At 64.7% G+C, this 22,740-nt stretch carries 21 protein-coding genes; 5 read left to right on the top strand and 16 right to left on the bottom strand.

Annotation, left to right across the window (positions count from 1 at the left end; all coding sequences use genetic code 11):
• Positions 1 to 8 precede the first annotated feature (8 nt).
• Positions 9 to 320: a hypothetical protein gene (locus JAB6_RS21965; RefSeq protein WP_070304507.1), complete on the bottom strand. Its 312-nt coding sequence runs from the start codon at positions 318 to 320 to the stop codon at positions 9 to 11.
• Between the two features lie 160 nt (positions 321 to 480).
• Here JAB6_RS21965 and JAB6_RS21960 point away from each other — a divergent pair, with 160 nt between their 5' ends.
• Together JAB6_RS21960 and JAB6_RS21955 are read left to right on the top strand one after the other, a co-directional pair.
• Entirely contained in the window at positions 481 to 855 is a 375-nt protein-coding gene (locus JAB6_RS21960; RefSeq protein ID WP_051991346.1) for a hypothetical protein, read from the top strand.
• Between the two features lie 190 nt (positions 856 to 1,045).
• Positions 1,046 to 2,038 carry an EDSAP-1 family PEP-CTERM protein gene (locus JAB6_RS21955; RefSeq protein WP_034752995.1) on the top strand — a complete coding sequence of 331 codons (993 nt, stop codon included), beginning with the start codon at positions 1,046 to 1,048 and terminating at the stop codon, positions 2,036 to 2,038.
• 64 nt (positions 2,039 to 2,102) lie between these two features.
• Here the strand turns inward: JAB6_RS21955 and JAB6_RS21950 are convergent, their stop codons facing one another.
• The 14 genes from JAB6_RS21950 to JAB6_RS21885 all read right to left on the bottom strand — a co-directional run bounded on the left by JAB6_RS21950 (position 2,103) and on the right by JAB6_RS21885 (position 15,115).
• A complete protein-coding gene (locus JAB6_RS21950) occupies positions 2,103 to 3,179 on the bottom strand; it encodes a LytR C-terminal domain-containing protein (RefSeq protein ID WP_070304506.1) in 1,077 nt (358 codons plus the stop codon).
• An 11-nt stretch (positions 3,180 to 3,190) separates the two neighbouring features.
• Positions 3,191 to 4,129: a type II secretion system F family protein gene (locus JAB6_RS21945; protein ID WP_070304505.1), complete on the bottom strand. Its 939-nt coding sequence runs from the start codon at positions 4,127 to 4,129 to the stop codon at positions 3,191 to 3,193.
• 13 nt (positions 4,130 to 4,142) lie between these two features.
• Positions 4,143 to 5,120 carry a type II secretion system F family protein gene (locus JAB6_RS21940; protein WP_070304504.1) on the bottom strand — a complete coding sequence of 326 codons (978 nt, stop codon included), beginning with the start codon at positions 5,118 to 5,120 and terminating at the stop codon, positions 4,143 to 4,145.
• 10 nt (positions 5,121 to 5,130) lie between these two features.
• Positions 5,131 to 6,477 (bottom strand): CpaF family protein, encoded by a 1,347-nt coding sequence (locus tag JAB6_RS21935; protein ID WP_080698639.1) that lies wholly within the window; start codon positions 6,475 to 6,477, stop codon positions 5,131 to 5,133.
• Between the two features lie 57 nt (positions 6,478 to 6,534).
• Positions 6,535 to 7,704: an AAA family ATPase gene (locus JAB6_RS21930; protein WP_070304503.1), complete on the bottom strand. Its 1,170-nt coding sequence runs from the start codon at positions 7,702 to 7,704 to the stop codon at positions 6,535 to 6,537.
• A gap of 55 nt (positions 7,705 to 7,759) precedes the next feature.
• Entirely contained in the window at positions 7,760 to 8,368 is a 609-nt protein-coding gene (locus tag JAB6_RS21925) for a TadE/TadG family type IV pilus assembly protein (RefSeq protein ID WP_070304502.1), read from the bottom strand.
• Positions 8,358 to 8,840 (bottom strand): TadE/TadG family type IV pilus assembly protein, encoded by a 483-nt coding sequence (locus JAB6_RS21920; RefSeq protein ID WP_070304501.1) that lies wholly within the window; start codon positions 8,838 to 8,840, stop codon positions 8,358 to 8,360. Before JAB6_RS21920 ends, JAB6_RS21925 begins: the two co-directional genes overlap by 11 nt.
• Positions 8,837 to 10,264: a pilus assembly protein TadG-related protein gene (locus tag JAB6_RS21915; RefSeq protein ID WP_070304500.1), complete on the bottom strand. Its 1,428-nt coding sequence runs from the start codon at positions 10,262 to 10,264 to the stop codon at positions 8,837 to 8,839. The genes JAB6_RS21920 and JAB6_RS21915 overlap by 4 nt, the downstream gene beginning before the upstream one ends.
• On the bottom strand, positions 10,254 to 10,556 hold the full coding sequence (locus tag JAB6_RS21910) for a hypothetical protein (protein ID WP_034752980.1): 303 nt from the start codon (positions 10,554 to 10,556) through the stop codon (positions 10,254 to 10,256). The genes JAB6_RS21915 and JAB6_RS21910 overlap by 11 nt, the downstream gene beginning before the upstream one ends.
• 16 nt (positions 10,557 to 10,572) lie before the next feature.
• A complete protein-coding gene (locus tag JAB6_RS21905; RefSeq protein WP_070304499.1) occupies positions 10,573 to 12,003 on the bottom strand; it encodes a type II and III secretion system protein family protein in 1,431 nt (476 codons plus the stop codon).
• 18 nt (positions 12,004 to 12,021) lie between these two features.
• Positions 12,022 to 12,882 (bottom strand): Flp pilus assembly protein CpaB, encoded by an 861-nt coding sequence (gene cpaB / locus JAB6_RS21900; protein WP_070304498.1) that lies wholly within the window; start codon positions 12,880 to 12,882, stop codon positions 12,022 to 12,024.
• Positions 12,879 to 14,252 carry an ATP-binding protein gene (locus tag JAB6_RS21895; protein ID WP_083292901.1) on the bottom strand — a complete coding sequence of 458 codons (1,374 nt, stop codon included), beginning with the start codon at positions 14,250 to 14,252 and terminating at the stop codon, positions 12,879 to 12,881. The genes cpaB and JAB6_RS21895 overlap by 4 nt, the downstream gene beginning before the upstream one ends.
• Before the next feature lie 93 nt (positions 14,253 to 14,345).
• Positions 14,346 to 14,879, bottom strand: coding sequence for a prepilin peptidase (locus tag JAB6_RS21890; RefSeq protein WP_070304497.1), 534 nt, complete (start codon positions 14,877 to 14,879; stop codon positions 14,346 to 14,348).
• Positions 14,880 to 14,932: 53 nt separating this feature from the next.
• Positions 14,933 to 15,115 (bottom strand): Flp family type IVb pilin, encoded by a 183-nt coding sequence (locus JAB6_RS21885; RefSeq protein ID WP_034752975.1) that lies wholly within the window; start codon positions 15,113 to 15,115, stop codon positions 14,933 to 14,935.
• Positions 15,116 to 15,596: 481 nt separating this feature from the next.
• Here JAB6_RS21885 and JAB6_RS21880 point away from each other — a divergent pair, with 481 nt between their 5' ends.
• Positions 15,597 to 16,643, top strand: a complete 1,047-nt coding sequence (locus tag JAB6_RS21880) for a GGDEF domain-containing protein (protein WP_034752974.1) — start codon at positions 15,597 to 15,599, stop codon at positions 16,641 to 16,643.
• Here the strand turns inward: JAB6_RS21880 and JAB6_RS21875 are convergent.
• The gene (locus JAB6_RS21875) at positions 16,640 to 17,827 is read right to left on the bottom strand and encodes an HD-GYP domain-containing protein (RefSeq protein WP_254671743.1); all 1,188 of its coding nucleotides are present in this window, start codon (positions 17,825 to 17,827) and stop codon (positions 16,640 to 16,642) included. The two genes, JAB6_RS21880 and JAB6_RS21875, sit on opposite strands and share 4 nt — an antisense overlap.
• A 176-nt stretch (positions 17,828 to 18,003) precedes the next feature.
• Here JAB6_RS21875 and JAB6_RS21870 point away from each other — a divergent pair, with 176 nt between their 5' ends.
• Positions 18,004 to 18,945: a LysR substrate-binding domain-containing protein gene (locus JAB6_RS21870; protein ID WP_070304495.1), complete on the top strand. Its 942-nt coding sequence runs from the start codon at positions 18,004 to 18,006 to the stop codon at positions 18,943 to 18,945.
• A 194-nt stretch (positions 18,946 to 19,139) separates the two neighbouring features.
• Positions 19,140 to 22,736: an indolepyruvate ferredoxin oxidoreductase family protein gene (locus JAB6_RS21865; protein WP_070304494.1), complete on the top strand. Its 3,597-nt coding sequence runs from the start codon at positions 19,140 to 19,142 to the stop codon at positions 22,734 to 22,736.
• Positions 22,737 to 22,740 lie beyond the last annotated feature (4 nt).

Below are 22,740 nucleotides of genomic sequence, written 5' to 3'. Positions count from 1 at the left end.
CGGCGCGCTCAGCGCCGCCCAGGTACTCCCCGGCTTTCCAGCCACTCCCGGCCGCCGCTGTCCAGCGCGGTCTCTATGACCTTTTCCGGCAGGCTGTAGACGGTCGCCCAGCTGGCGCGGCCGTCCTGCGTGTTGGCGGGAAAGCTGTGCGTCTCGATCGGCCAGTGGTATTTGCGTTTCAATGCCTTGACGATGGCGGCCAGCGAGACGCGGCCTTGCAGCGGTTCGGCGCCAGACTGATCGCGGTTCGACAGCAGCACGGCCAGGACCTGGCCGCGGCCCGTGCGTGCGCCGGGGAAAGTGGGGGTTTTGTTTGCCATGGCCTATTTTACCGGGCAATTATCGGCGCGAGGCGATGTGCCGCACCTTTGATCTGGCGCAAACGCCGCATCGGCTTTGCGGCCACGATAGACGTTTCGACAGGTTGCCAGTGCCCCTCTGGCAGCCTGGTCCTACCATCACGGGGCACAGGAGCCTATCATGCACAGCCTGAACATCCACGCCATGCAATGGCAGCCCGTCGCCGATATTTCCGCCGTCAATCCGCTGCTGCCCGATGACCTCGCCTGCTTTCGCGAACTGCGCGACGTGCTGCAACGTTATGGCGCGCTCGACCGCTTTGGCATTTCCCTGATCCACCGCCATTTCGACATCGCCGACGACGAGGAGCTGATGGAGTACACGGATGCGGAAACCCGCACCTTGACGGTAAAGCCTGTCAAGAAAAGCGACATCGACTGGCAGCACACGACGATTACCAACTGGAAACTGACGGAAGGCGAGGAAGTGGCGCGCATCGGTTGCGGCTGCGCGCGCAATTCCGGCGGCCACCTCGGCTATCACCGGGGCACCTGAAAGCGGCGTCGGCCTTTCTTACACTTTGCTTCCACCGGCTCAGTCCGCTTTGCGCAAGCCCTTGATTCAATATGCTTTTTTTGTGTGGCACGCAAGCTGCTTATCACTGTCTACGAGATGAATCCAGGCAGGTCATTCTGGATTCTTTCTCCCCCGGATTTTCCGAGACTGACTACGATAAGAGGCTGCGATGAACGTCGATCACACACGAAGCAAGACCCTAAGTTGGCTGGGCGCACTGGCGGCGGCAAGTCTGCTGGCCAGCGGCCAGGCGCAGGCCGGCGCGTACGGCCTGGCCGTCAACGAATTGAACTCTTTCCGCATCACCACCAGTGCCGGCGCGCTGTCGCTGGCCGGCGCCAACCGCAATGCCAGCGACAGCGCCTTCTTCGAGGGCGGCGTGGCCGTCAATCCGCGCGCCGTCAATACGGGCCCGGCCGCCAACGCGGACGTGCTGCAAGTATGTTCGGGCGGCGGCTGCAGCGGCTTGCCGCAAAATAACTACGCACCCAGCCCCAGTTCCACCCTGGAGTTCGCACGTGGCGACGCGCATGCCTTTGGCAATATGCTCACGGCCGCCGGCTCCACCGTGCGCGCCGTTGCGGAAGCACAGCGCGACACGGTCGGCGCCGCCACGGCCACGGCAGGCGATACGCTCACCGGCTCCGTCAACCTGACCCTGTCGAGCGCCGGCTTCATCACCTTCAACTTCATGGGACGGCGCGACCTGCGCACCAGCGTGACGACCATGGGTGACAAGTCGAGCGTGTCGATCATGGATATCTTCAATATCTCGTGCAATACGTCCAGTCCCGTGGGCTGCCTGTCGAACGCGAATGCCGATGGCGTGATCTTCCAGTTCGCGCCCGATGGCGACGCCAACAATGGCAGCGACGTCAATGGCAACCATACGGTCGGCAGCCTCGATCCCTTCAGCCTGAACATGACGGCCGGCACCAACGACCCGGCCACCGGGCGCGCCTTCACGAATGGCTTTGCGATGTTTTCGCTGACGTCGAATTTCGCCCTGCCTGCCGGCAGCTACACCTTGAACTTTTCCAAATCCACGCGCACGGACATCGTCGTCATCGAACCCTTGCAAGTACCGGAGCCAGGCACTTTGTTCCTGCTGGGCACGGGACTGGCAGCCCTGGCTTTTACGCGCCGCCGGCAGCCGAAATAATCCGCAGCATGAAAAGCACGCGGCGCCCGCAAAGGCGCCGCTTTTTTATGCCGGCAGAGATGTGTTAACCGAGCCGCGCCAGCGCCCGGCGCGCCAGTTGCAATTGCTGCAGATAATAGCGGTGCAGCATGGCGGGATCGCTGAGGTCGCGCCCCAGCACCAGACGCAGTTCGCTGGCGGGGCAGTCGGCGGCCTGGATCTGCACCTGGGTACGCACCTGTGCACCGAGTTGGCGGGCCAGTTGGCGCGCCGCCTGCTCCTGCGCGGGCCGGTATTCGACGCGCGTGCGCGCCACCTGGAAGCTGGTTTCATTGGCCAAGCGCACCACCTGCACGGGAGCACCGGCCAGGCTGCGCGCCAGCGCGGCGGCCAGGCCGGGCACGCCGTTGCCATTCACAATTTCCAGGCGCGGATGCGGCGCACCGGCCACAGGTGCAGCCGGTACCGACGCGCTAACGGGCAGGCTGCGCTCCGCCGCCGGCACGCGCCGCAGGCGGGCCATGCCATCGCTCTGCGTAATCTCCACGCGCGCCATGGCGGGCGCATCCGGCACCGGCGCGGGCACTGACACAACCTTCGGCGAAGTCTCACCGCGCAACAAGGCCATGTCGCGCCGCACATCGTGTTCCTGCAAGCTGGCCGCCTGGCGCCGCATGACGGTGGCGCGCTCATGCTGCCCCAGCCGTACGAGCACCTGCGCCAGGTGCCGCCAGGCCTGCGCATTGAGCGGGTCGAGCAGACAGGCCTGTTCCAGCGCAGTCAACGCTTGCGCATCGCGCCCGCTCAAATAATAGGCATGGCCGAGATTGCTGAACAGATAGGCCTGCCGCGGCTGCGGCATGCCCGCCTCCTGCGTCAAGGCCAGCCAATGGGCGATCGCCGCGTCGTGTTCACCGCGCTGCGCATGCAGCACGGCCAGGCCGTTGCGGGCGTTCACGTGGCGCGGCGCATGGCGCAGGGCTTGCTCATAGGCCGTTTGCGCAGCGGGCAAGTCGCCCCGCTCGAAATGCTGGCGCCCCGCCGCATAGGCGGCATCGGCGTCGGGCCACGCCGCCACCGGCACGTGGGCCAGCTGCGTGGTACAGGCGGCCAGGCCCAGGCAGGCGCAGGTGGCGGCCAGGCGGGAAATCGTCAAGCGCATGGTAGTTCCTTTCAGCGGCTGGCCATGGCCGGCACGAGCACGCGATAGACTTCGATCACGGCCGGCCCCATGAGCACCAGCATCAGGGTGGGAAAGACGCAAAAGATCAGCGGGAACAGCAGTTTCAGGGCGATCTTCGCTGCCGCCTCTTCTGCCAGCAGGCTGCGCTTGCCGCGCAGGTTTTCCGAATGCACGCGCAGCGAATCGCCCATGCTCGTGCCGAAGCGTTCCGATTGGATCAGCATGGCGACCAGGGTGTCGACGTCTTCCACGCCGCTGCGCAGGGCCAGGTTACGCAGCGCCTTTTCCTTGGAAAAGCCGGCGCGCATTTCCATCAGCACCAGCTGCAATTCCTGCGCCAGCACCACGCTCTTGATATGGATTTCGCCCGACACCTTCACCAGCGCGCGCTCCAGGCTCAGGCCCGCTTCCACGCAGACGGTCAGCAAGTCGAGCGCGTCGGGGATGTTTTCAAAGATGTCGCGCTGGCGCCGCTTGGCCGTGCTAGCCAGCACCAGGTTGGGCAGGTAATAGCCGATGGTGGCGCTGACGCACAGCAGCAACAGCAGCACGCTGCGCAGCTGCGCCGCCATGGCGCTGGCCGCATACAGGCCCAGCACGGTGGGAAACAGCAGGGCCAGCACGGTCTTCGCCGCAAAATACAGGGCCGGTGCGCTGGCTTGCCGCCAGCCCGCGTTCATGAAGCGCGTACGCAGCGGCGAACGTTCCCAGCCCTCTTCCGGCAGCGACAGCTTGCTGAACGGCTGCGCCACGCGCGCCACCCTCTCCACCCAGCCATTTTCCACCACCGCCTCGCTGGCGGCAGGCGCCGTGGCGCCAAACAGGCGCTGGCGCAAAGTGCCAGGAAAGAAGATCACCCACGCCAGCAGGGCCAGCGCCACCACCACGGCAAAGACGATCACGAGAAACAGCAGTTGTGCACCGCTCATAGCACCTCCTGTTTTAGATGCGGATGCGGATCACATTGCGCATCCAGACCACGCCCAGCGCCACCATGCCGGCCGCGTACCACAGCAGTTTGATGCCGCTGGGATCGGTCCACAGCAGGCGGATGTATTGCGGGTTGACCAGCGCCATGACGCCAATCATCACCACCGGCATCAGGCCCAGCACCCAGGCCGACATGCGTCCCTCGGCCGACAGCACGCGCACCTGCCCCAGCAGCTTTAGCCGGGCGCGGATGATGCGCGCGATGCTGATCAGCACCTCGGCCAAATTTCCCCCCGATTCGCGCTGCACCAGCACAGCGATGACGAGATAGCGCAAGTCCGTCAGCGGAATGCGCGCGGCCAGGTTTTGCAGCGCCTCGTTCATCGGCACGCCGTAATTGATCTCTTCATGCGCCATCTTGAATTCGCCGCTGATCGGCTCATTGAGTTCATCGCCCACCATCTGCAGCACGTTCGAAAACGAGTGCCCGGCGCGCAGCGCGCGGGCCAGGAAATCGGCCGCTTCCGGCAGTTGCGCTTCGATCTTTTTCAGCCGCGCCGCGCGCGCGCGCAGCACGCACAAGCACGGTGCGCTCACGGCGCAAGACAGCAGCAGCAAGGCGCCGGGCAAAGGCATGGACCAGGCCATCAGCAGCAGCAAGGCCGCCAGCAGCAAGGCGCCGGTGCCGCCCAGGAATTGCGCCACCGACCAGGACAAGCCCGATTGCAGCAGCAAACGATCGAGCCGCGCCGCCTGCGGCGCGCGCCGCAGCAAGCGCTCCAGGCCGGGCGAACGCGCATAGCGGCGCTGCTTGAGGATGGAGACCCGCTCGCCGCCCCCCTCGCCGCGCGCCGCCATCAGCCGCAAGCGCCGGTTGATGCGTCGTGCCGCGCTGCCATGCGTGCCCGACCACCATAGCCAAACGCCCTCCACCATCAGGATGCAGGCGGCGAACAGCAGCACGGCAAAGCCGTAGAAGACCAGGTCCATGGTTCCCTCCTTACTCGTAGATGCGGTCGGGGTCGAACACGCTGTCGGGCACGGGCGCGCCGAACATGCGCAGCCGTTCCGTAAAGCGCGGCCGCACGCCCGTGGCGCAGAAGTGGCCCTGCACCTTGCCGTCGGCATCGACACCCGTCTGCTCGAAGCGGAAAATTTCATGCATGGCGATGATGTCGCCTTCCATGCCCGTCACTTCCTGCAGGCTGACCAGCTTGCGCGCGCCGTCCGTCAGGCGCGACACTTGCATCACCACCGTCACGGCCGAACAGATCTGCTGGCGCGTGGCGCGCGGCGTCAGGTTCACGTTGGCCATGCCGACCATGTTTTCCAGCCGCGCTAGCGCGTCGCGCGCCGTGTTCGAGTGGATGGTCGCCAGCGACCCTTCATGGCCCGTGTTCATCGCCTGCAGCATGTCGAGCGCCTCGGCGCCGCGCACCTCGCCCAGGATAATGCGGTCGGGCCGCATGCGCAGCGCATTGCGCACCAGCGCGCGCTGGCTCACTTCGCCCTTGCCCTCGATATTTGGCGGGCGCGTTTCCAGGCGCACCACGTGCGGCTGGCGCAGCGCCAGTTCGGCCGCATCTTCGATGGTGACGATGCGTTCGCTGCCGGGAATGAAGCCTGACAGCACGTTGAGCAGGGTCGTCTTGCCGCTGCCCGTACCGCCCGAGATCAGGATGTTGACCTTGGCCTGGCCGAGCGCCTGCAGCACCTGCACCATGGGCGGCGTCAGGCTTTTGTAGTCGAGCAGGTTGGCGATGGTGAGCGGCTGCACCGCAAAGCGCCGGATCGACAGGATCGGTCCGTCGACGGCCAGCGGCGGAATGATGGCGTTCACGCGCGAACCGTCGGGCAGGCGCGCGTCGACCATCGGGCTCGATTCATCGACGCGCCGCCCCACGCGCGAGACGATCTTTTCGATGATCTTCATCAGGTGCGCATTGTCGTGGAAGGTCACGTCCGTCAACTGCAGCCGCCCGCCCCGTTCCACATACACCTTGTCGCAGGTATTGACGAGGATGTCGGACACGCTGGCATCGGCCAGCAAGGGCTCGAGCGGGCCAAAGCCCAGCATCTCGTGCTGGATGTCGAGCACCAGGCTGTGGCGCTCATGCTGGTTCAGCACGATGCGTTCTTCCTCGATCACGCGCTGCACCAGCAGCGCCAGCTCGTGCTTGAACTGCTCCGCCGTCAGGCGTTTCAGGCGTTCCAGGTCGATACGGTCGAGTATCGTCTGGTGCATGGTTTTTTTCAGTTCCTGGTAGGCGTGCAGCGCCAGCGCGCCTTGTCCATTCGTGGCGGGGCGCACCGTTTCATTCGCCGCCAGGCGTTCGCGTAAAGTCATCTCGGCTCCCATGATGGCCCCCGGCGGGAGCCTTGACATCGTTCATCGGCGACCGCGTCAAGCCTCGCTACGGCTGAACAAGCGGTCGAACAGGCCGCGGCTTTCCGTCACGCGGCGCGCCGTCACCAGTTCCACCAGTTCGGCCAGGCTGCGCGCCACGGCGCTGGTGCGCGACAGCTGCAGCAGCGGAATGCCCTGGTTGACGGAATCGGTGGCGGCGATGTAATCGTTGGGCACCGTATGCACCACTTCCGCGCCCAGCGCCTGCTCCAGGTCCGCCAGGCGCAGCCGCCCGCCCTTCTCATAGCGGTTGACGATCAGGCGCAGGCGCTCGCCCGGATAGCCGAGCGAACGGAAAATGTCGAGCAGGCGGCGCCCGTCGCGGATATCGGGCAAGGCCAGCTGCAGCACCGGATAGATGGCGTCGGCGTTGTCGAGCGCGCGCAGCGACAGCGCATCGATCTGGCGCCCCACGTCGAGCACGATGTAGTCGTAGTGCTGGCGCGCCACGGCCAGGATGCGGTCCATGTGCTCGGGCTGCATGTCGACCTTGTGCGACGGGTCGTCGGCCGCCGCCAGCACGCCGAAGTTCGGCGTCACGTGCACCAGGCACGAGGCGAGAAAGGCGCCGTCCATGCGCGCGATCTGCGCGCAGATGTCGGACAGGGTCATGGCCGGCTTCTGGTCCGACACGTACAAGGTGGCGTCGCCGAACTGGCCGTGCAGGTCGATCAGCAGCACCTTGCAGCCGGCCAGGCTGGCCAGCGCATAGGAAAAATTCGTCGACAGGAAGGTGGCGCCGCTGCCGCCCTTGCACGAGATGAAGGCGAGCACTTTACCGTCGCGCATCTGCGTCACGCCAGCCTGGATATCGACCCTGTCCATCGCTTCGTGAAAAGCCTTGTGCACCAGCGGCAGCTGCAGCACTTCGCGCATGCCGGCGCGCATGGCGCGTATCAAGACATCCTGCTGCTGGCCGCGCGTGAGCAGCATCAGCACGGCCAGCGGATACTGGCGCGCCAGGCGCTCGAGCAGGTCGGCTTCATCGGCATCGATGCCGCTGGCGTCGACGATCACCAGTTCCGGTGCTTCCGGCAGCATGCGCTCGACGGCGTCGCGCAGGCCGCTGCGCCGTTCCAGCAGCCGCAGCACGGGCATGCGGGCCGCCCCCTGCGCGGCAATTTCATCGTGCAAGCTGACGTCGCGGCTAATCATCAAGGCTTTCATCGCACTTCCTCGCTTCTTTCAGGTCTACACATTCGGCTGCGCCGTCAAGTGGCGCTCAGGGACAAAAACCGGGATTGTCCGGATAGCCCAGCGACTCGGCCACCGCCATGGTGGCGCCGTTGGGCAGGCGCACGGCGCCTGCGCCGGAGGGAAACATCACGTTCAGCAGCGGCAGGATGGGCCGGTATGGCACGCTCTCGCAACGCCCGCCGTCGCCAGGCACGCACAGGCGTGTGCGCACGAAACGGATGCAGCTGGCGCCATGCGGGTCGTCCAGGCAATTGATGCGGTTGCGTTGCGGGCAGCCCGGCAATACCGTCACCGGCACGGCCGCCAGCGCGGCGCCGCTGCTCGACTGCGACAGATAATCGATGCGCACATACGCATCGCTGATGCCGCCGCCCAGCGGCAGCACGCCCGGCGCGGCCCGCAGCACGGCATGCGTGCGCACGGCCTGCAGCGCGCTTGCATTGCTGAAATCGGTGACGGCCGCGCCGCGCGCGGCACGCCGGGTAATCTCGTGCACCATATTCCATAGGTACACGGCGCGCGCCAATTCCAGCATGGCGAACAGGAAGAGCAGGAACAACAGCGCCAGCATGGCGAATTCGACGGCAAATACGCCGCCCTGGCGCTGGCGGCGCAGGCGCAGGTTAATTGACATAGCGCAATGTCGCGTTGGAACGCAAGGGGATAGGCGCCAGCTGCGGCAGCCACGCGCGCGTCAGGTCGGGCAAGAAGACGATGGGCATGTCCACCGACACCTTGATATGCACCTGCTGCGGCGGCGTCGCGTAATTGCCGCAGTTGTAGGAATCGTCGGCATAGGTACAGTCCACGCTGACCCGGACGGACTCCATCGTGGGCCAGCTTTCCGCCATCGCCTCGACCACCATCTGCCGCGAAAATGCGACGCCCTGGGTCGCCGTGCCGATACTGGCCATCTGCGACAGCGGCATGGTCGCCAGGTAGCGCGCCGCATCGTGCGTACTTTTTTGCAGGGCCGTGTACACCAGCAGCGCGCGGCCGAACAGCAGCACGAAGGGCAACAGGCCCATGAAAAACAGCATGATCAGCGCCAGCTCGATGGCGGCGACACCATGCTGGCGGCGTGGCGCGCGGCAGGGCGGCCTCATTGCAGCAACTCCACGGGGCCCATCAGCGTGCCCTCGGCCGCCAGGCCGTCAAATTCGGCGCTCAGCACGCCATTGGTGGCCGGCGCCGTCATGAAGAAGCGGCCGATGCCGCGCACTTGCGCCAGCACGTCGCTGCCGGCCGGCAGCGGGCAGGCCAGCAAGGGAACATGCAGCAGACGCCGCTGTGCCACGCCCGTGTTGCCGGTCGGTGCCGTCTGGAATCCCAGCGTCTGGTATGGCGGCGTGGCAGGATAGCCGGACTTGGCGGCCGGCGCGGCGGGCAGGGCCGGATACAGCTTGCTCCAGTCGCTGGTGGCAAACGGCAGATAGCCGCCGGCCGGCTTCACGCTGCTGTACTTGACCGCCCTGCCAAACGACCACAGCGGCCCGTAACTGCCGACGGCGGGCGGCGTCGCGTTCGATTCCGGATCGGCCACGGACAGCAGCGGATTGCCGGTGCTCAGGGCGCTCGGCGCGTCAGGCGTGTTCGTCATCCACCAGTTCGCGGCCGCATTCGGATAGGCGCGGATATTCGTGTCGGGCGGCGACGTGACGGGATGGCAACCGCTGCCCGCGTGCAGGTTGAAGCGCGCGTTGAAGGCCGGCCACAAGGTGGCGGGAAACGGCCGGTGCACGTGCACTTGCGCGCTGCCGATGCGCGGGTACAGCACCGTGCCGCTGCACACAAACGGCAACACGCTGGTCTCGCCGACCTGCAGCGACGGTCCCACCATGCCCAGCTGGCCCAGGGGATTGAGCACGAAATGTTCGGCCGCCGGGCCGTTCGGATTGAGTTTCAACAGGTTATACGCCACGCCGCGGCGAAAGCCATATTCCAGCAGCTCGACGGCCGGCAGCAGCGCCGCATTCGTGCGCGCACTGGCCGCGCTGGCCGACAGCGCGCAAACGGCCAGCGGCGTCAGGTTCAGACTGGTACGTCCCGCCACGGCGCGCGCGCCCGTGTCGAGGGTGCGCAGCGCCGGCGACCAGGCGCCCAGGAACGCCGTCGCCACCCGCCCCAGCGACGGCTCATTGGCCTGCGTATCGATGCGCACGAACAGCGCCGTGGCCGCATCGGGCACGGCACCCGCCGCATGCCATTCGCTGGCGGGCGCGTCGGGCACGCTGGCGAAGCGGATGCTGGCGTCCGACAGGATAGCGCCCTGCATGCGGCGCCGCCACGCGCTCTTGTCGGCCGCGCTGCTCTTGGCCTTCGTCACGGCAGCAAGCAAGCCTTCGGGCGTGCCCACCAGTTCCGCGGCGGCCGCCAGCGCCGCGTTGTCGGCCAGGTTCTGCAATTCCGTCTTGCGGCCGATGACCTGGCCCACGTCGAGCGCCAGGCCGATAAAACCCAGCACCAGGATGAGCAGGATGGAAAAGGCGATCAGCATCGCCCCGCGCTGGCCCTGGCGTCTATTTGCCATTGCCGCCTCCCAGCATGAACTGCACCGGCTGCGGCGCCTGGCCGTTCGGTTCGACGAACGAGGCGCGGTAGCGCTGCATGACGGCGTGCGCGCTGGGCCCGTCCAGGCCGTCGGCAGGCTGGCGATTTCCCGCGCTGGCCGGATCGCGCACCTGCTGCGTCATGGCCAGGCGCACGGCGTCGCCGAAGCGCGGGTCCAGCTGCGGCGTGCTGCTGTGTGCGCAGGCGGCCAGCTGCATGGCCAGAGTCAAGGCGGCCAGGCGCCGCAGCAATATCAGGAGCGAGTTCGGCATGGCGTGTCTCCCCGTCTCATTTCAACTCGAAGCCGTTGGCCGCGCGCGGTGGCGGCACGGACGGCGGCGCCAACGGCAAGGTGCCTTCCATCTTGCCGCGCAACATCAAGTCCGTGCGCGAAGGCGGCGCCAGCTGCGCCGTCGGCAGTACGGCGTCCGCCGGCAAAGGTTTCACGAGATGCGCGGTAATGACGAACAACAATTCCGTGCGGTCATGCTGGAAGTCCGTGCTGCGAAACAGCGCGCCGAGGATCGGCAGCTCGCTGAGCCACGGCACGCCCGTGATGTTGCTCACCTGGTTGTTCTTGATCAAGCCGCCGATGGCATAGCTCTGGCCGTCGTACAGCTGCACCGTGGTCGAGGCGCGCCGCGTGGTGATCACGGGCAAAATAGAACGTCCGCTGACGCCGGCGGCGGAAATGCCCACCCCCTCGCGCGACAGTTCCGACACTTCCGGCGCCACCTTCAAATTGATGCGCCCGCCCGACAGCACGGTGGGCGTAAAACGCAGGCCGACGCCATACTCGCGCTCTTCCAAGGTGATCTTGTTGTTGTCCTGGCCGACGGGAATGAAGATCTTGCCGCCGGCCAGAAAGCTGCCTTCCTGCCCGCTGATCGCCATCACCGTTGGCTCGGCCAGGATGCGCACCAGGCCATCCTGTTTCTGCGCCTCGATGGTCAGCTGCTGGCCATTCGACTTGCGCACGTCGAGCAAGCCATTGGCCGTGCCGCTCAGGAAATTCGACAGCAAGGTGGTGGCCCAGCTGCCGGACGCGAAGCGCAAGGTGGCGCCCACTTCCAGCCGTTCCAGCAGCGACTTCGACACTTCGGCGATCTGCACGGCCAGCATCACCTGCTGCGGCGCGCTGACGTCAAGCATATTGATGATGCGGCTGTTCGCGCTGCCAGCGGACGCCGTGGCGGCCGCCGGCATGGCGGCGCCGTCGGCGGGCTTGGGCAGCGCCAGCGGTGCGGTAGCGCGGCGCACATACGCGTGCGCCAGCTCGGTGGCGCGCAGCACGGCACCAGCGTCCTGCACCGTGCCCGACAGCACCAGGGTGTCGGCCACGGCCGTGACGCGAATGGCTTTTTCTTCCGGCATCAGGGCCGCCAGGGTCGTTTGCAAGCCGGACGGATCCATGCTGACGCTGACGTTCACCACGCTGCACACGCCGCTGCGTCCCTGGATGATCATATTCGTGCTGCCCACGTCGACACCGACCACATATAAAGTGTCGGGCGCGACCAGCATGGCTTGCAGCATGGCCGGATTGCCGACACTGCGGGCCAGCACCGCCTCGGGCAGGCGCAACATGCTCGACTTGCCCACCTGCAGCTGCAAGTTGCCGGGCGTCGCCGCTTCGCCGCCGCAGCGGGGACCAGGATCGGCTGCCGCGCCGGCAAGCGGCAACAGCAGGCAGCACAGTGTCAGCAGGGCGCGGTTCATGAGCGTGTCCATGGTTGGCTAAAAACATTCGCGCGACTGGCGCGTCCCATCGATGACGGTGCTGCACTGGCGCTGTGGTTCCGGCGGCGCCTTCGCCACGCGCACCGGACGCGGCGCCACGGCCAGCACGGGGGCGGCGGCAGGCACGGGAGCAGGCTCGGCGTCGTGCGGTCCGCCCAGCAAGGTCAGCTTGGTCGCGCCCGCCGTCACGCCCGGCTGCGGATCGACCTGGTTGCGCAGCACCAGCGACAGGCTGCCCACGCTGCGCGCCAGGTCCAGGTTTTCCGCCTGTTCCGGCGTCACTTCCAGGGTCACCGCGTTGACCACGCGCGGCTTGGTCTCGTCGCGCCCCACTTCCTGCGCCACGGCCAGCACGAGGATGCGTTCGAGAACGATCTTGGAAATGTTGCGGCTTTGCGGAAACGCGCGGTCGCCGGCATCTTGCTGGGTACTGACGATGATGTCGACATAGTTGCCCGGCAAGGCGAAGCCGGCCACGCCGATCACGTCGTTGACGCGCACGGTGATGGCGCGCCGCCCTTCCGTGATCAGGGCCGACAGGCCACCCAGGGTGCCGACGGGGGCCAGCTTGGCCTCGCTCAGCGGCTCGCCGCGCAGCACGCTGGTTTTCAGCACGCGTCCCGCCAGTTTTGCCGGATCTTGCAGCGCGCCTTGCGGCAAGCTTTCCGCCGGCCACTCGGCCAGGCGCAGCATCTCGGGTGTCAGGCGCTGGCCCAGATTGACATCGCTGGAGGCGACGACGATCTTGCCCTTGCCGGCCGGCGTCTGGCGCAGCAGCCAGTGCGAGGCCAGCAGTACGGCCAGCAGACCCAGCACCACGGCCAGGGCCATCATCAGGAGGGCGCGCCGGTTTTTCATGCGATACGCTCGCACAGGCTGGCGGCCGGCATGTCGCAGCTGGCAAACAGGCTGCTCCAGGCCTGCTCCAGGGCGGCCACCGTCAGGCGCGCTTCACAGCCGGCAAAGCCGGCGAAGTCGCCCATGCGCGCCAGCAATTCCTGCGGATAGCTGGCCAGCAAAGGCCGCCCCTGCGCGCCGTGCAGCTGCAGCAAATGGTTGATAGCCATTTCGTCGATGGCCATACCGGCCAGCCGGCATTGCTGGCGGAACAGGGCACGATAGGCGTTCTCGGCCAGCGGCCCCACCTGCACCTTGTAGCCGATGCGGCGCAGCAAGGCGGCGTCAAACAGCTCGCCCGGCGGCACATTCGTGGCCAGCACGAGGGCATTGTCGAACGGTACGCTGATCTGCAAGCCGCCGGGCAGGCCCAGCTGATCGCTGCCGCGCGCCAGCGGCTGCATCAGCCGCGTCAGCAATTCTTGCGCGCCCAGGCGCTGGCGGCCCAGGTCGTCGATGATCAGCATGCCGTTATTCGCCCGCACATGGGGCGGCGCCTGGTAGCAGCCGCCGCTGGCGTCATGGCGCAGTTCCAGCATGCCGGCGTCGAGCTCGGCGCCCACGTGGATCACGGGACGCTGGCACAGCACCCAGCGGATATCCGTGCTGCGCCGTTCCAGCGCCTGGCGCGCATGGCTGACGTGCTGCGGCGCGGGCGGCAGGTGCTGGGCCGGATCGTACAACTGGATGATGTCGTGGCCGACGACGATGGCGTAGGGCACGGCGACGAGGCCGTGCAGCAATTGTCCCAACTGCAACGCCAAGGTGGACTTGCCGCTGCCGGGCGGACCGTACAGCAGCAGCGAGCGCCCCGAATGCAGGGCCGCGCCGACCACGTCGAGCATGCCCGGCCCCGCATGGGCACCACCGAGCACGGCGGCCAGGTCATCGCTGCCGACGCGCTGTTCCTGTGCCAGCCACGACTGGCGCGCCACCATGGCGCGGTACGCTTCCAGGGTGACGGGCGCGGCGCCGATATACGCGCAGCGTTCGAGGAAGGTGCTGGCGCGCTGCTTGCCGGCGCTCGTCAGCTGGTACTGCACGTCGATATCGGATTCGCCGCGCCAGGCCACTTCGGCCATCTGCTCCGTCACCATGAAATCGAGCACTTCGCGCAAGACATTGATCGACAGGCGCAAGCGCGTCGTCAGCGCGGACAGGTGCGTCTTGCCGCCCACAAACATCAGCTTGGCGATCAGTTCGACGACCAGCGGCCGCTCGAGTCCCGTTTCACGCAAGCTCTTCGGCTGCGGCGGCAAGGGCGGCATCAGGTTCGCGTCGGCAGGGCGCGGCACGCTGTCGGTGCTCATGGAATAGTCGACCTCGGTCATGCTGCGTCTCCAAGCCGGTTAGGACTGCATTGAACAGAATTCATTCTAGCGAGCGAGAACTGGCGTCCATTGATTCAGAGCAATGAATTCCAATCAGAAATAATTCCGCCCTTGCACCACCAGGCAGCCCAAGGCAACGGCCAGTCCGTACGGCATGTTGCCCACGCTGGCGCCGCTGCCCAGCGCGCTTGGCGCCAGCGGAATGCCGGCCATGCGCGCGATCATCGGCCACATCAGCTGGCGCAGATTGCCGAGGCAAACGCGCCACTTGCCCTGCCAGGTGATCATCAGCACGGCCATCACGCCGCCCAGGACAAATGTGGCAAAACAGATCTGCAGCACGGGCCAGGGACCGACAAAGGCGCCCACCATGGCGATCAGCTTGACGTCGCCGGCGGCCATTCCGCGCAGCACGTACAAGGGTAAAAAGAGGAAAAAACCCGTTGCCATGCCGCCCAGCACCAGTTGCGGCACGCGGTGTGGCCACAGCCACAAATGCAGCGCCAGCGCGGCGAGCATGCCCGCCAGCACCAGCCAATTCGGAATCTTGCGTTGGATCAAATCACTGACGGCGGCCCCCGTCACAAAGCACAGCAGCAGCAGGTCGCACAAGGCAGTTGCAGGCATGGCACACCTCCCGAAAAAAACCCGCCACTGGCCGGCCAGCGGCGGGCACCCGCTTAGGGCGTCAACACCAGGTTCGACGAAATATCGGTGAGGACGGCCAGCAAGTTGGTCTTGATCAGCAAGAAACCGGCCGTGATGGCGGTAGCCATCAACGCCGCGATCAGGCCGTATTCGATTGCCGTAATGCCATCCTCATCCTTGACAAACTGCTGTACTGCCGACAGGAAGGTATGCATGACAAGCTCCCAAAAGTGAATCACAAGTCCCTGGCGCAATCGGGTGGGAAACATTGCCCTTTCCTGCTAATATGTTTCCTGCCGTAAATTTCTGCGCCATTACATTGACTATAAAGCGTCCACGTTTTGGCAAATTGACGCGCCACAAGTTTCCACATGGAAATTATCAAACTCTGGTGAAATGGCGGCTGGCGCAAACAAATGTTGCGATCCGGATTGAAAGCCTGCGTCAGGGCAAGTTTTTTGCAATGCAGTGCATGAATCTCATGTATTTACATGAAATATTGCATACGTTAATTGCCTATTAGGCAAAAAGACATTATCCTGCTTAGCTCTTCTTTGGAAAGGCCTCTCGCCCGGCGGTACAGAGCGTCATGCCACCAAATAAATCTTGGCTTCTTGTAGACGGACGCGAACATGCTCTTGCTTGATGCAATGCTGGTATGACGACACTTGTGTGACCACTTTCCAGAGATCGACAATGGATTCCCTACTGAAACACATGGTGGACATGACCGGGCACCGCGACCACACGATGCTCGACATCTCCGTGATCTCGGCGGTCCAGGAACTCGCTGCCGCGTCGCAGACCCGTGTGTTGGCGCTGACCACCGTGCGTGGCCAGGTGTTCGTGCGGTCGCGGGCCATCATCGTGGCGGGCAGCGTGGCCCGCATGGAAGAGCATAACGACCCGACCCTGCCAGGCGAACCGCTGTCCGACTACCCGGCCCTGGCCGCCTGCATCAAGCGCCATGAAGCAAGCGCCGACACCTTGTGCGCGGACGGCCGCCACCTGCTGTGGCTGCCCATCTGGATCGGCGACCAGGTCACCACCTGCCTGGAAATCACCAATCCCACGCCGTACACGGGCGCCACCATCCAGGTGATCGGCGGCATCGTCAGCGTGTACCGCAATTTCCAGAACCTGCTCGACTACAGCGAACGCGATTCGCTCACCGGCTTGTTGAATCGCAAGACCTTCGACGACCAGCTGGCGAAAATCCTGCACAGCCGCGGCGAGCCGGAAGCGGAAAAGCCGCGTCCCGTCGATGAAGAGCGGCGCCACCATACGGACACCGAACGGCAATGGCTGGCCGTGATCGACGTCGATCATTTCAAGCTGGTCAACGATAAATTTGGCCACCTGTATGGCGATGAAGTGCTGATCCTGATCGCCAACCAGCTGCAATCGTCGTTCCGCTCGCAAGACCGCATCTTCCGCTTCGGCGGCGAGGAATTCGTCGTGCTGCTGCGCTCGATCACCCTGGAAAATGCGCAGAAAATCATCGACCGCTTCCGCACCAATGTCGAAGCGCACGACTTCCCGCAAGTGGGCAGAGTGACCGTCAGCGTCGGCTTCGTCAGCATCAACGCCTACGAAGCGCCCGTCATCATCCTCGGCCGCGCCGACCAGGCCTTGTATTACGCCAAGAGCCATGGCCGCAACCTGGCGTGCCACTACGACGAACTGGTGGCAAAAGGCTTACTGACAACCATTACCTCGAACGATACGGCAGAGTTTTTCTAAGCGTCTGCAAGGGAAAGAAAACGCATGGGATCGACTTGCCACTTGGCGGCCGACTCATGGCCGACGATCTTGTCGGCGCCGCCGAAGCCGAAGCCACGCGACAGGTCGACCGTTTCCGGCTTGATGTAGGTCTTGCTCTTCGTACTGAAAAACACATTGACCTTCGGCGCCAGCAGATTGCTTTCGTGCGCCTCGATGACGACGGCCAGGCGGCCCGACTCCAGCATCACCATGGTGCCTACCGGATAAATACCCACGCAACGCATGAAATCCTGCGCGAACACGGGATTGAAGTGGAATTTGCTCCATTCATAGATCTTGCGCAAGGCTTCGGCGGCGGGAATACCCTTGTGGTAGCTGCGGTCCGACGTCAGCGCGTCATATACGTCGACGATGGCGGCCATCTGCGCCAGTTCGCTGATGGCGTCGCCGGCCAGCTGGTCCGGGTAGCCGCTGCCGTCGCGCCGTTCGTGATGGTGCAAGGTAATGTCGAGGGGAATGGCGCCCACCTCGGGCGACTGGCGCAGGATGTCGTAGCCGTCGCGCGGATGGCGCTTGATCTGGATAAACTCTTCCGAGCTCAGGGGGCCGGGTTTGTTCAGCACGCTATCGGGCACCAGCGCCTTGCCCGTGTCGTGCAGCAAGCCGCCGAGACCGGCCTGGTGCGTGGTGGCCGCATCGATGCCGCGCGAGCGGCAAAACGCCACCAGCAGCGCGCACACGCTGACGGAATGCAGGAAGGTGTAGTCATCCTTGCTCTTGATGCGCAACAAGCCGACGAGGGCGCCGGGATTGCGCAGGATCGATTCGGTAATATCCTGCACCGTGTGCTGCACGCGGTCGAGCTCGACCGCCTTGCCCAGGCGCACATCAGCCATCACCGTGCGCACCAGGCTGGCAGCCTGCCGCCGCACCTGCGTGGCGCGCGCCAGCTCCATGCCCAGCGAAACGCGCGTGACCACTTGCGGCGGCGTGGCGATCTGCACCAGTTCGCGTTCCGTGTCAGCCTGCGCCTGCGCCACCGTGGGCGCGTCCTGCACGTCGAGGCCCTTGCCGCTGTCGATCACCACGTCGTGGATGCCGGCCTGCACGATCTTGCGGATTTCATTGTCGCTGCGCAACAGGAAACGGTTGCGCACGAATGGATGCGTCATCCAGTCGCAGCTGAGGTCATGAATGTACATGCCCACTTTTAATTGAGACGAATCAACTTTCTTGAGCATGCTGTCATCCCACAAATACGCGGCTGGAACACCGAAGGCGTTAGAATGAGTATAACAAAATTGTTATTCTGCTGGCCGCGTTCGGCGCTGCGGCGCAATATGCTGCTTTTCCGCTCAACGCACCGCTTTTGGGACCCATGGAACTGCGCCAATTACGCTACTTTGTTGCCATCGTCGACCACGGCTCGCTGTCGCGTGCGGCCCTGATCCTGCACGTGGCGCAGCCGGCCCTGACGCAGCAGCTGCGCCAGCTGGAAGAGGAACTGGGCGTGCAGCTGCTGCACCGCTCGGCGCAGGGCGTGCTCAGCACGGACGCGGGCAAGGTGTTTTACGAACATGCGCAAGCGATCCTGAAACAGGTGGCCGACGCCCGCTCGGCCGTCACGCAAAGCGCCACGCGGCCGTCCGGCAACGTCACCCTGGGTTTGCCGCACAGCATATCGGGCGCGCTGGCCCTGCCTCTGCTGCTGGCCGCGCGCGAACGCTACCCTGAAATCACCCTGCAACTGACGGAAGAAATCACGGGCAACCTCAATGAACAGCTCAAATCGGGACGCATCAACCTGGCCGTGCTGTTCGACGATGGCCAGCTGACCCCGTTTGCCTGCAGTCCCCTGGTGGAAGAAGAGATGCGTTTCATCTGCCGCAGCGATTCACCGTTCGCGCCCGCGGGCTCGGCGCTGTCGTTCCCGCAGGCGTTGAGCGCCACCCTGATCCTGCCGGGCCTGCAGCATGGCGTGCGCCCGCGCATCGACAGCCGCGCCCGCGAACTGGGCCTCGAGACGGCGAACGTGATCGAGATCAACTCGATCGCCATCCTGAAATCGGCCATCCTGGCCGGCATGGGCGCCACCATCCTGCCCGCCGCGCCCCTGCTGGCCGAACTCGACAGCGGCGCCATGCGCAGCTACGCCATCCACAGCCCCGTCCTGTCGCGCACGGTGGCCCTGTGCGCCTCGAAAAACATTCCCCTGACGAATGCGGGCAACGCCGTGAAAAACCTCGTGCTGCAAGTGGCCGCCGAGCTGTGCGGCAGCGGGCGCTGGGCGGGGGCGCATGTGCTCTCGCCCATGACATAAGTATTTCTTATACCCCCATCGTCAAACCGTATTTGCCCCGTCCCCATGGTCGTTCTACACTGACCACATTAACTATTTTAAATTTAAAATAGTTATGTGCCGCCCACACGCGGCCATCCCGTCTGCACAGCGCGCGCCTTACCGGGCGCGTCCCTTGTACAGCCGTCATCTGAAACACCCTTTTGGAGACAGCCATGTCCGTGACCACGGAAAACGGCTCCGCAGCGTTCGCTAGAAACGCCGGTGCCGCGCCATCTACACCCCCCGACACTTCCCGTTTGACCACCGTCAGCCTCGACGACAAATACACAGCCACTTCCGGCGCCATCTTCCTGTCCGGCATCCAGGCCCTCGTACGTCTGCCGATGATGCAGCGCCTGCGCGACCAGGCTGCTGGCCTGAACACGGCCGGTTTCATCTCCGGCTACCGCGGTTCGCCCTTGGGCGGCCTCGACGAGAACCTGTGGAAAGCCAAGAAACAGCTGGAAGCGCACCACGTGCAGTTCGTGCCCGGCGTCAACGAAGACCTGGCCGCCACGGCCGTCTGGGGTTCGCAGCAGGTCGACCTGATCGGCCCGGCCAAGTACGACGGCGTGTTCGCCATGTGGTATGGCAAGGGTCCTGGCGTGGACCGCTGCGGCGATGTCTTCAAGCACATGAACCATGCGGGCACGGCGAAACTGGGCGGCGTGCTGCTGGTGGCCGGCGATGACCATGGCGCCTATTCGTCGACCCTGCCGCACCAGTCCGACCATTTGTTCTCCGCCTCGATGATCCCCGTCCTGTATCCGTGCAATGTGCAGGAATACCTGGACCTCGGCATCCACGGCTGGGCCATGTCGCGCTTTTCTGGCTGCACGGTCGCTTTCAAGGCCCTGGCCGACACGGTCGAATCGTCGGCCTCCATCGATGCCGACCCGTTCCGCGTGGAAGTGAAAATTCCGCAGGATTTCCAGATGCCCGAAGGCGGCCTGAACGCGCGCCTGTCGAGCATCCCGCTGGGCCAGCAGGCGCGCAACCAGGAAGCGCTGATGCAGGATTACAAGATCTATGCGGCCCTCGCTTACGCGCGAGAAAACAAGCTCAACCACACCACCATCGACAGCCCGAACGCCAAGCTGGGCATCATCGCGTCCGGCAAATCCTACCTGGACGTGCTCGAAGCGCTGGAAGAGCTGGGCATCGACGAGCAAATGGCGGCCGACGTCGGCATGCGGCTGTTCAAGGTGGCCATGCCGTGGCCGCTGGAACCGGACAGCGTGCGCGAATTCGCGCAAGGCCTCGATGAAATCCTCGTCGTCGAAGAAAAACGGCAAATCGTCGAATACCAATTAAAAGAGCAGTTGTACAACTGGCGCGACGACGTGCGCCCACGCGTGATCGGCAAATTCGACGAAAAAGGCGAATGGGTGGCGCCGCGCGGCGAATGGCTGCTGACCTCGAAGGCGGATTTTTCCGTCTCGCAAGTGGCGCGGGTCATCGCCAGCCGCATCGCGCGCCTGATTTCCGACCCCGTCACGTGCGACCTGATCAAGGCGCGCCTGAGCTTCCTCGACGCCAAGGATGCGGTATTAAAGAAAGCCGTGAACACGCCGTTCCGCCCCGCGTTCTACTGCTCCGGCTGCCCGCACAACACCTCGACCAAAGTCCCCGACGGCAGCCTGGCGCTGGCCGGCATCGGCTGCCACGTGATGGCCACATCGATCTACCCGGAAATGAACAAGCTGACCACGCACATGGGCGGCGAAGGCGCGCCGTGGATCGGGCAAGCCGCGTTTTCCGAACTGCCGCACGTGTTCCAGAACCTGGGCGACGGCACATATTTCCATTCCGGTTATCTGGCCATCCGTGCCGCGCAGGCGGCCAAGGTGAATATCACTTACAAAATCCTCTACAACGACGCCGTCGCCATGACGGGAGGCCAGCCCGTGGACGGCCTCATCACCGTCCCGATGATGGCGCAGCAGGTGGCGGCCGAAGGCATCGCCCGCATTGCGCTGGTGACGGAAGACCTGAGCCGCTACAGCGACCGCAGCAACCTGCCCGCCCACCTGACCTTGCACGACCGCAAGGACATGGATGCCGTGCAGCGCGAATTGCGTGAAGTGCAAGGCGTATCCGTGCTGATCTACGACCAGACCTGCGCGGCCGAGAAACGCCGGCGCCGCAAGAAAGGCGAGTATCCGGACATTGCCAAGCGCATGGTCATCAACGACGCCGTCTGCGAAGGCTGCGGCGACTGCGGCGTGCAGTCGAACTGCGTGTCGATCTTGCCGAAAGAGACGGAATTTGGCCGCAAGCGCACCATCGACCAATCCTCGTGCAACAAGGATTACTCGTGCGCCAAGGGCTTTTGCCCCAGCTTCGTCACTGTCGAGGGCGGCAGCCTGAAGAAGACCAAGACGGGCGCGAGCAAGGCGGGCGAGACGGACAATTTCGGTCCGCTGCCGGAACCCCAACTGCCCGGTTGCGACGCACCGTACAACATCCTGATCAACGGCATCGGCGGCACGGGCGTCATCACTGTCGGCGCCCTGATGGGCATGGCGGCGCACCTGGAAGGCAAGGGAGCGTCCGTGCTGGACATGACGGGCATGTCGCAAAAGAACGGTTCCGTCACCTCGCACGTGAAAATCGCCAAATCCCCCGCGCACATCCGCGCCCAGCGCATCGCCACGGGCGAAGCGGATCTGATCTTGGGCTGCGACATGCTGACGGCCGGGGCGCAGGATGCCGTGTCGAAAATGCGTCCGGGCCGCAGCCTGGCAGTCGTCAATCTGCACGAGCAGCCGCCGGGCACGTTTGCGCAGAATGCGGACTGGCAATATCCGACGGCGGAAGTGCGCCAGCTGATCGAGGAATCCGTCGGCGGTGCCGATGCGGCCGACTTCATCGACGCCACCAAACTGGCCACCGCGCTGATGGGCGACTCGATTGCCGCCAACTTGTTCATGCTCGGCTACGCCTGGCAAAAGGGCCGTATCCCGTTGACGGAAGCGACCTTGCTGCGCGCCATTGAACTCAATGGCGTGGGCATCGAATCGAACAAGAAGAGTTTCCTGTGGGGCCGCCGCGCCGCCGTCGACGTGCGCAAGGTGACGCAAATCGCCACGCCAGCGCAAGCGATCATCGTGCAAATGCCGCAAAGCCTCGACAGCGTCATCAAGAAGCGCGTGGAATTCCTCACGGCCTACCAGAACGCCGCGTATGCGGATGGTTATGCGACCTTGGTGAAACAGGTGCGCGACCGCGAAAACACCCTGGGGCTGGGACAGAAACTGTCGACCGCCGTGGCGAAAAGCTATTTCAAATTGCTGGCCTACAAGGATGAATACGAAGTGGCGCGCCTGTACACGGATGGCCGTTTCGTGGAGCAATTGCAGCAGCAGTTCGAAGGGAATTTTTCCGTCAAATTCAACCTGGCGCCGCCGCTGTTCGCGAAAAAAGATGCGAAAGGGCATCTGGTGAAAGCGGAGTTCGGTTCCTGGATGTGGCGCGCCTTCAAGCTGCTGGCCAAAGCCAAGGGCTTGCGCGGCGGCACCTTCGACCTCTTCGGCTACACGGCCGAGCGCAAGATGGAACGCGCGCTGATCGTCGAATACCGCGAACTGCTGGCCGGCCTGCTGGTCAACCTGACGGCGGACAACCTGGCCACCTGCGTGGAACTGGCTTCCCTGCCCGAGAAAATCCGCGGCTTCGGCCACGTCAAGGAAGCGGCCGTCGATACTTACCGCAAGGATAAGGCGAGACTATTGGCCGTGCTGGCGGATGGAAGCAAGCACGCGGCATAAAAGA

The organism is Janthinobacterium sp. HH104, from assembly GCF_001758715.1.
Lineage (GTDB): Bacteria > Pseudomonadota > Gammaproteobacteria > Burkholderiales > Burkholderiaceae_D > Janthinobacterium > Janthinobacterium aestuarii.
Note: the sequence above shows the minus strand (reverse complement) of the source record. Positions and strands in the feature narration are given on the sequence as shown.

Excerpts from the sequence above, each read along its gene's own strand:
- JAB6_RS21965 (WP_070304507.1), bottom strand. The coding sequence starts at position 320 with ATGGCAAACAAAACCCCCACTTTCCCCGGCGCACGCACGGGCCGCGGC.
- JAB6_RS21960 (WP_051991346.1), top strand. The coding sequence starts at position 481 with ATGCACAGCCTGAACATCCACGCCATGCAATGGCAGCCCGTCGCCGAT.
- JAB6_RS21955 (WP_034752995.1), top strand. The coding sequence starts at position 1,046 with ATGAACGTCGATCACACACGAAGCAAGACCCTAAGTTGGCTGGGCGCA.
- JAB6_RS21950 (WP_070304506.1), bottom strand. The coding sequence starts at position 3,179 with ATGCGCTTGACGATTTCCCGCCTGGCCGCCACCTGCGCCTGCCTGGGC.
- JAB6_RS21945 (WP_070304505.1), bottom strand. The coding sequence starts at position 4,129 with ATGAGCGGTGCACAACTGCTGTTTCTCGTGATCGTCTTTGCCGTGGTG.
- JAB6_RS21940 (WP_070304504.1), bottom strand. The coding sequence starts at position 5,120 with ATGGACCTGGTCTTCTACGGCTTTGCCGTGCTGCTGTTCGCCGCCTGC.
- JAB6_RS21935 (WP_080698639.1), bottom strand. The coding sequence starts at position 6,477 with ATGACTTTACGCGAACGCCTGGCGGCGAATGAAACGGTGCGCCCCGCC.
- JAB6_RS21930 (WP_070304503.1), bottom strand. The coding sequence starts at position 7,704 with ATGAAAGCCTTGATGATTAGCCGCGACGTCAGCTTGCACGATGAAATT.
- JAB6_RS21925 (WP_070304502.1), bottom strand. The coding sequence starts at position 8,368 with ATGTCAATTAACCTGCGCCTGCGCCGCCAGCGCCAGGGCGGCGTATTT.
- JAB6_RS21920 (WP_070304501.1), bottom strand. The coding sequence starts at position 8,840 with ATGAGGCCGCCCTGCCGCGCGCCACGCCGCCAGCATGGTGTCGCCGCC.
- JAB6_RS21915 (WP_070304500.1), bottom strand. The coding sequence starts at position 10,264 with ATGGCAAATAGACGCCAGGGCCAGCGCGGGGCGATGCTGATCGCCTTT.
- JAB6_RS21910 (WP_034752980.1), bottom strand. The coding sequence starts at position 10,556 with ATGCCGAACTCGCTCCTGATATTGCTGCGGCGCCTGGCCGCCTTGACT.
- JAB6_RS21905 (WP_070304499.1), bottom strand. The coding sequence starts at position 12,003 with ATGAACCGCGCCCTGCTGACACTGTGCTGCCTGCTGTTGCCGCTTGCC.
- cpaB (WP_070304498.1), bottom strand. The coding sequence starts at position 12,882 with ATGAAAAACCGGCGCGCCCTCCTGATGATGGCCCTGGCCGTGGTGCTG.
- JAB6_RS21895 (WP_083292901.1), bottom strand. The coding sequence starts at position 14,252 with ATGACCGAGGTCGACTATTCCATGAGCACCGACAGCGTGCCGCGCCCT.
- JAB6_RS21890 (WP_070304497.1), bottom strand. The coding sequence starts at position 14,879 with ATGCCTGCAACTGCCTTGTGCGACCTGCTGCTGCTGTGCTTTGTGACG.
- JAB6_RS21885 (WP_034752975.1), bottom strand. The coding sequence starts at position 15,115 with ATGCATACCTTCCTGTCGGCAGTACAGCAGTTTGTCAAGGATGAGGAT.
- JAB6_RS21880 (WP_034752974.1), top strand. The coding sequence starts at position 15,597 with ATGGATTCCCTACTGAAACACATGGTGGACATGACCGGGCACCGCGAC.
- JAB6_RS21875 (WP_254671743.1), bottom strand. The coding sequence starts at position 17,827 with ATGTACATTCATGACCTCAGCTGCGACTGGATGACGCATCCATTCGTG.
- JAB6_RS21870 (WP_070304495.1), top strand. The coding sequence starts at position 18,004 with ATGGAACTGCGCCAATTACGCTACTTTGTTGCCATCGTCGACCACGGC.
- JAB6_RS21865 (WP_070304494.1), top strand. The coding sequence starts at position 19,140 with ATGTCCGTGACCACGGAAAACGGCTCCGCAGCGTTCGCTAGAAACGCC.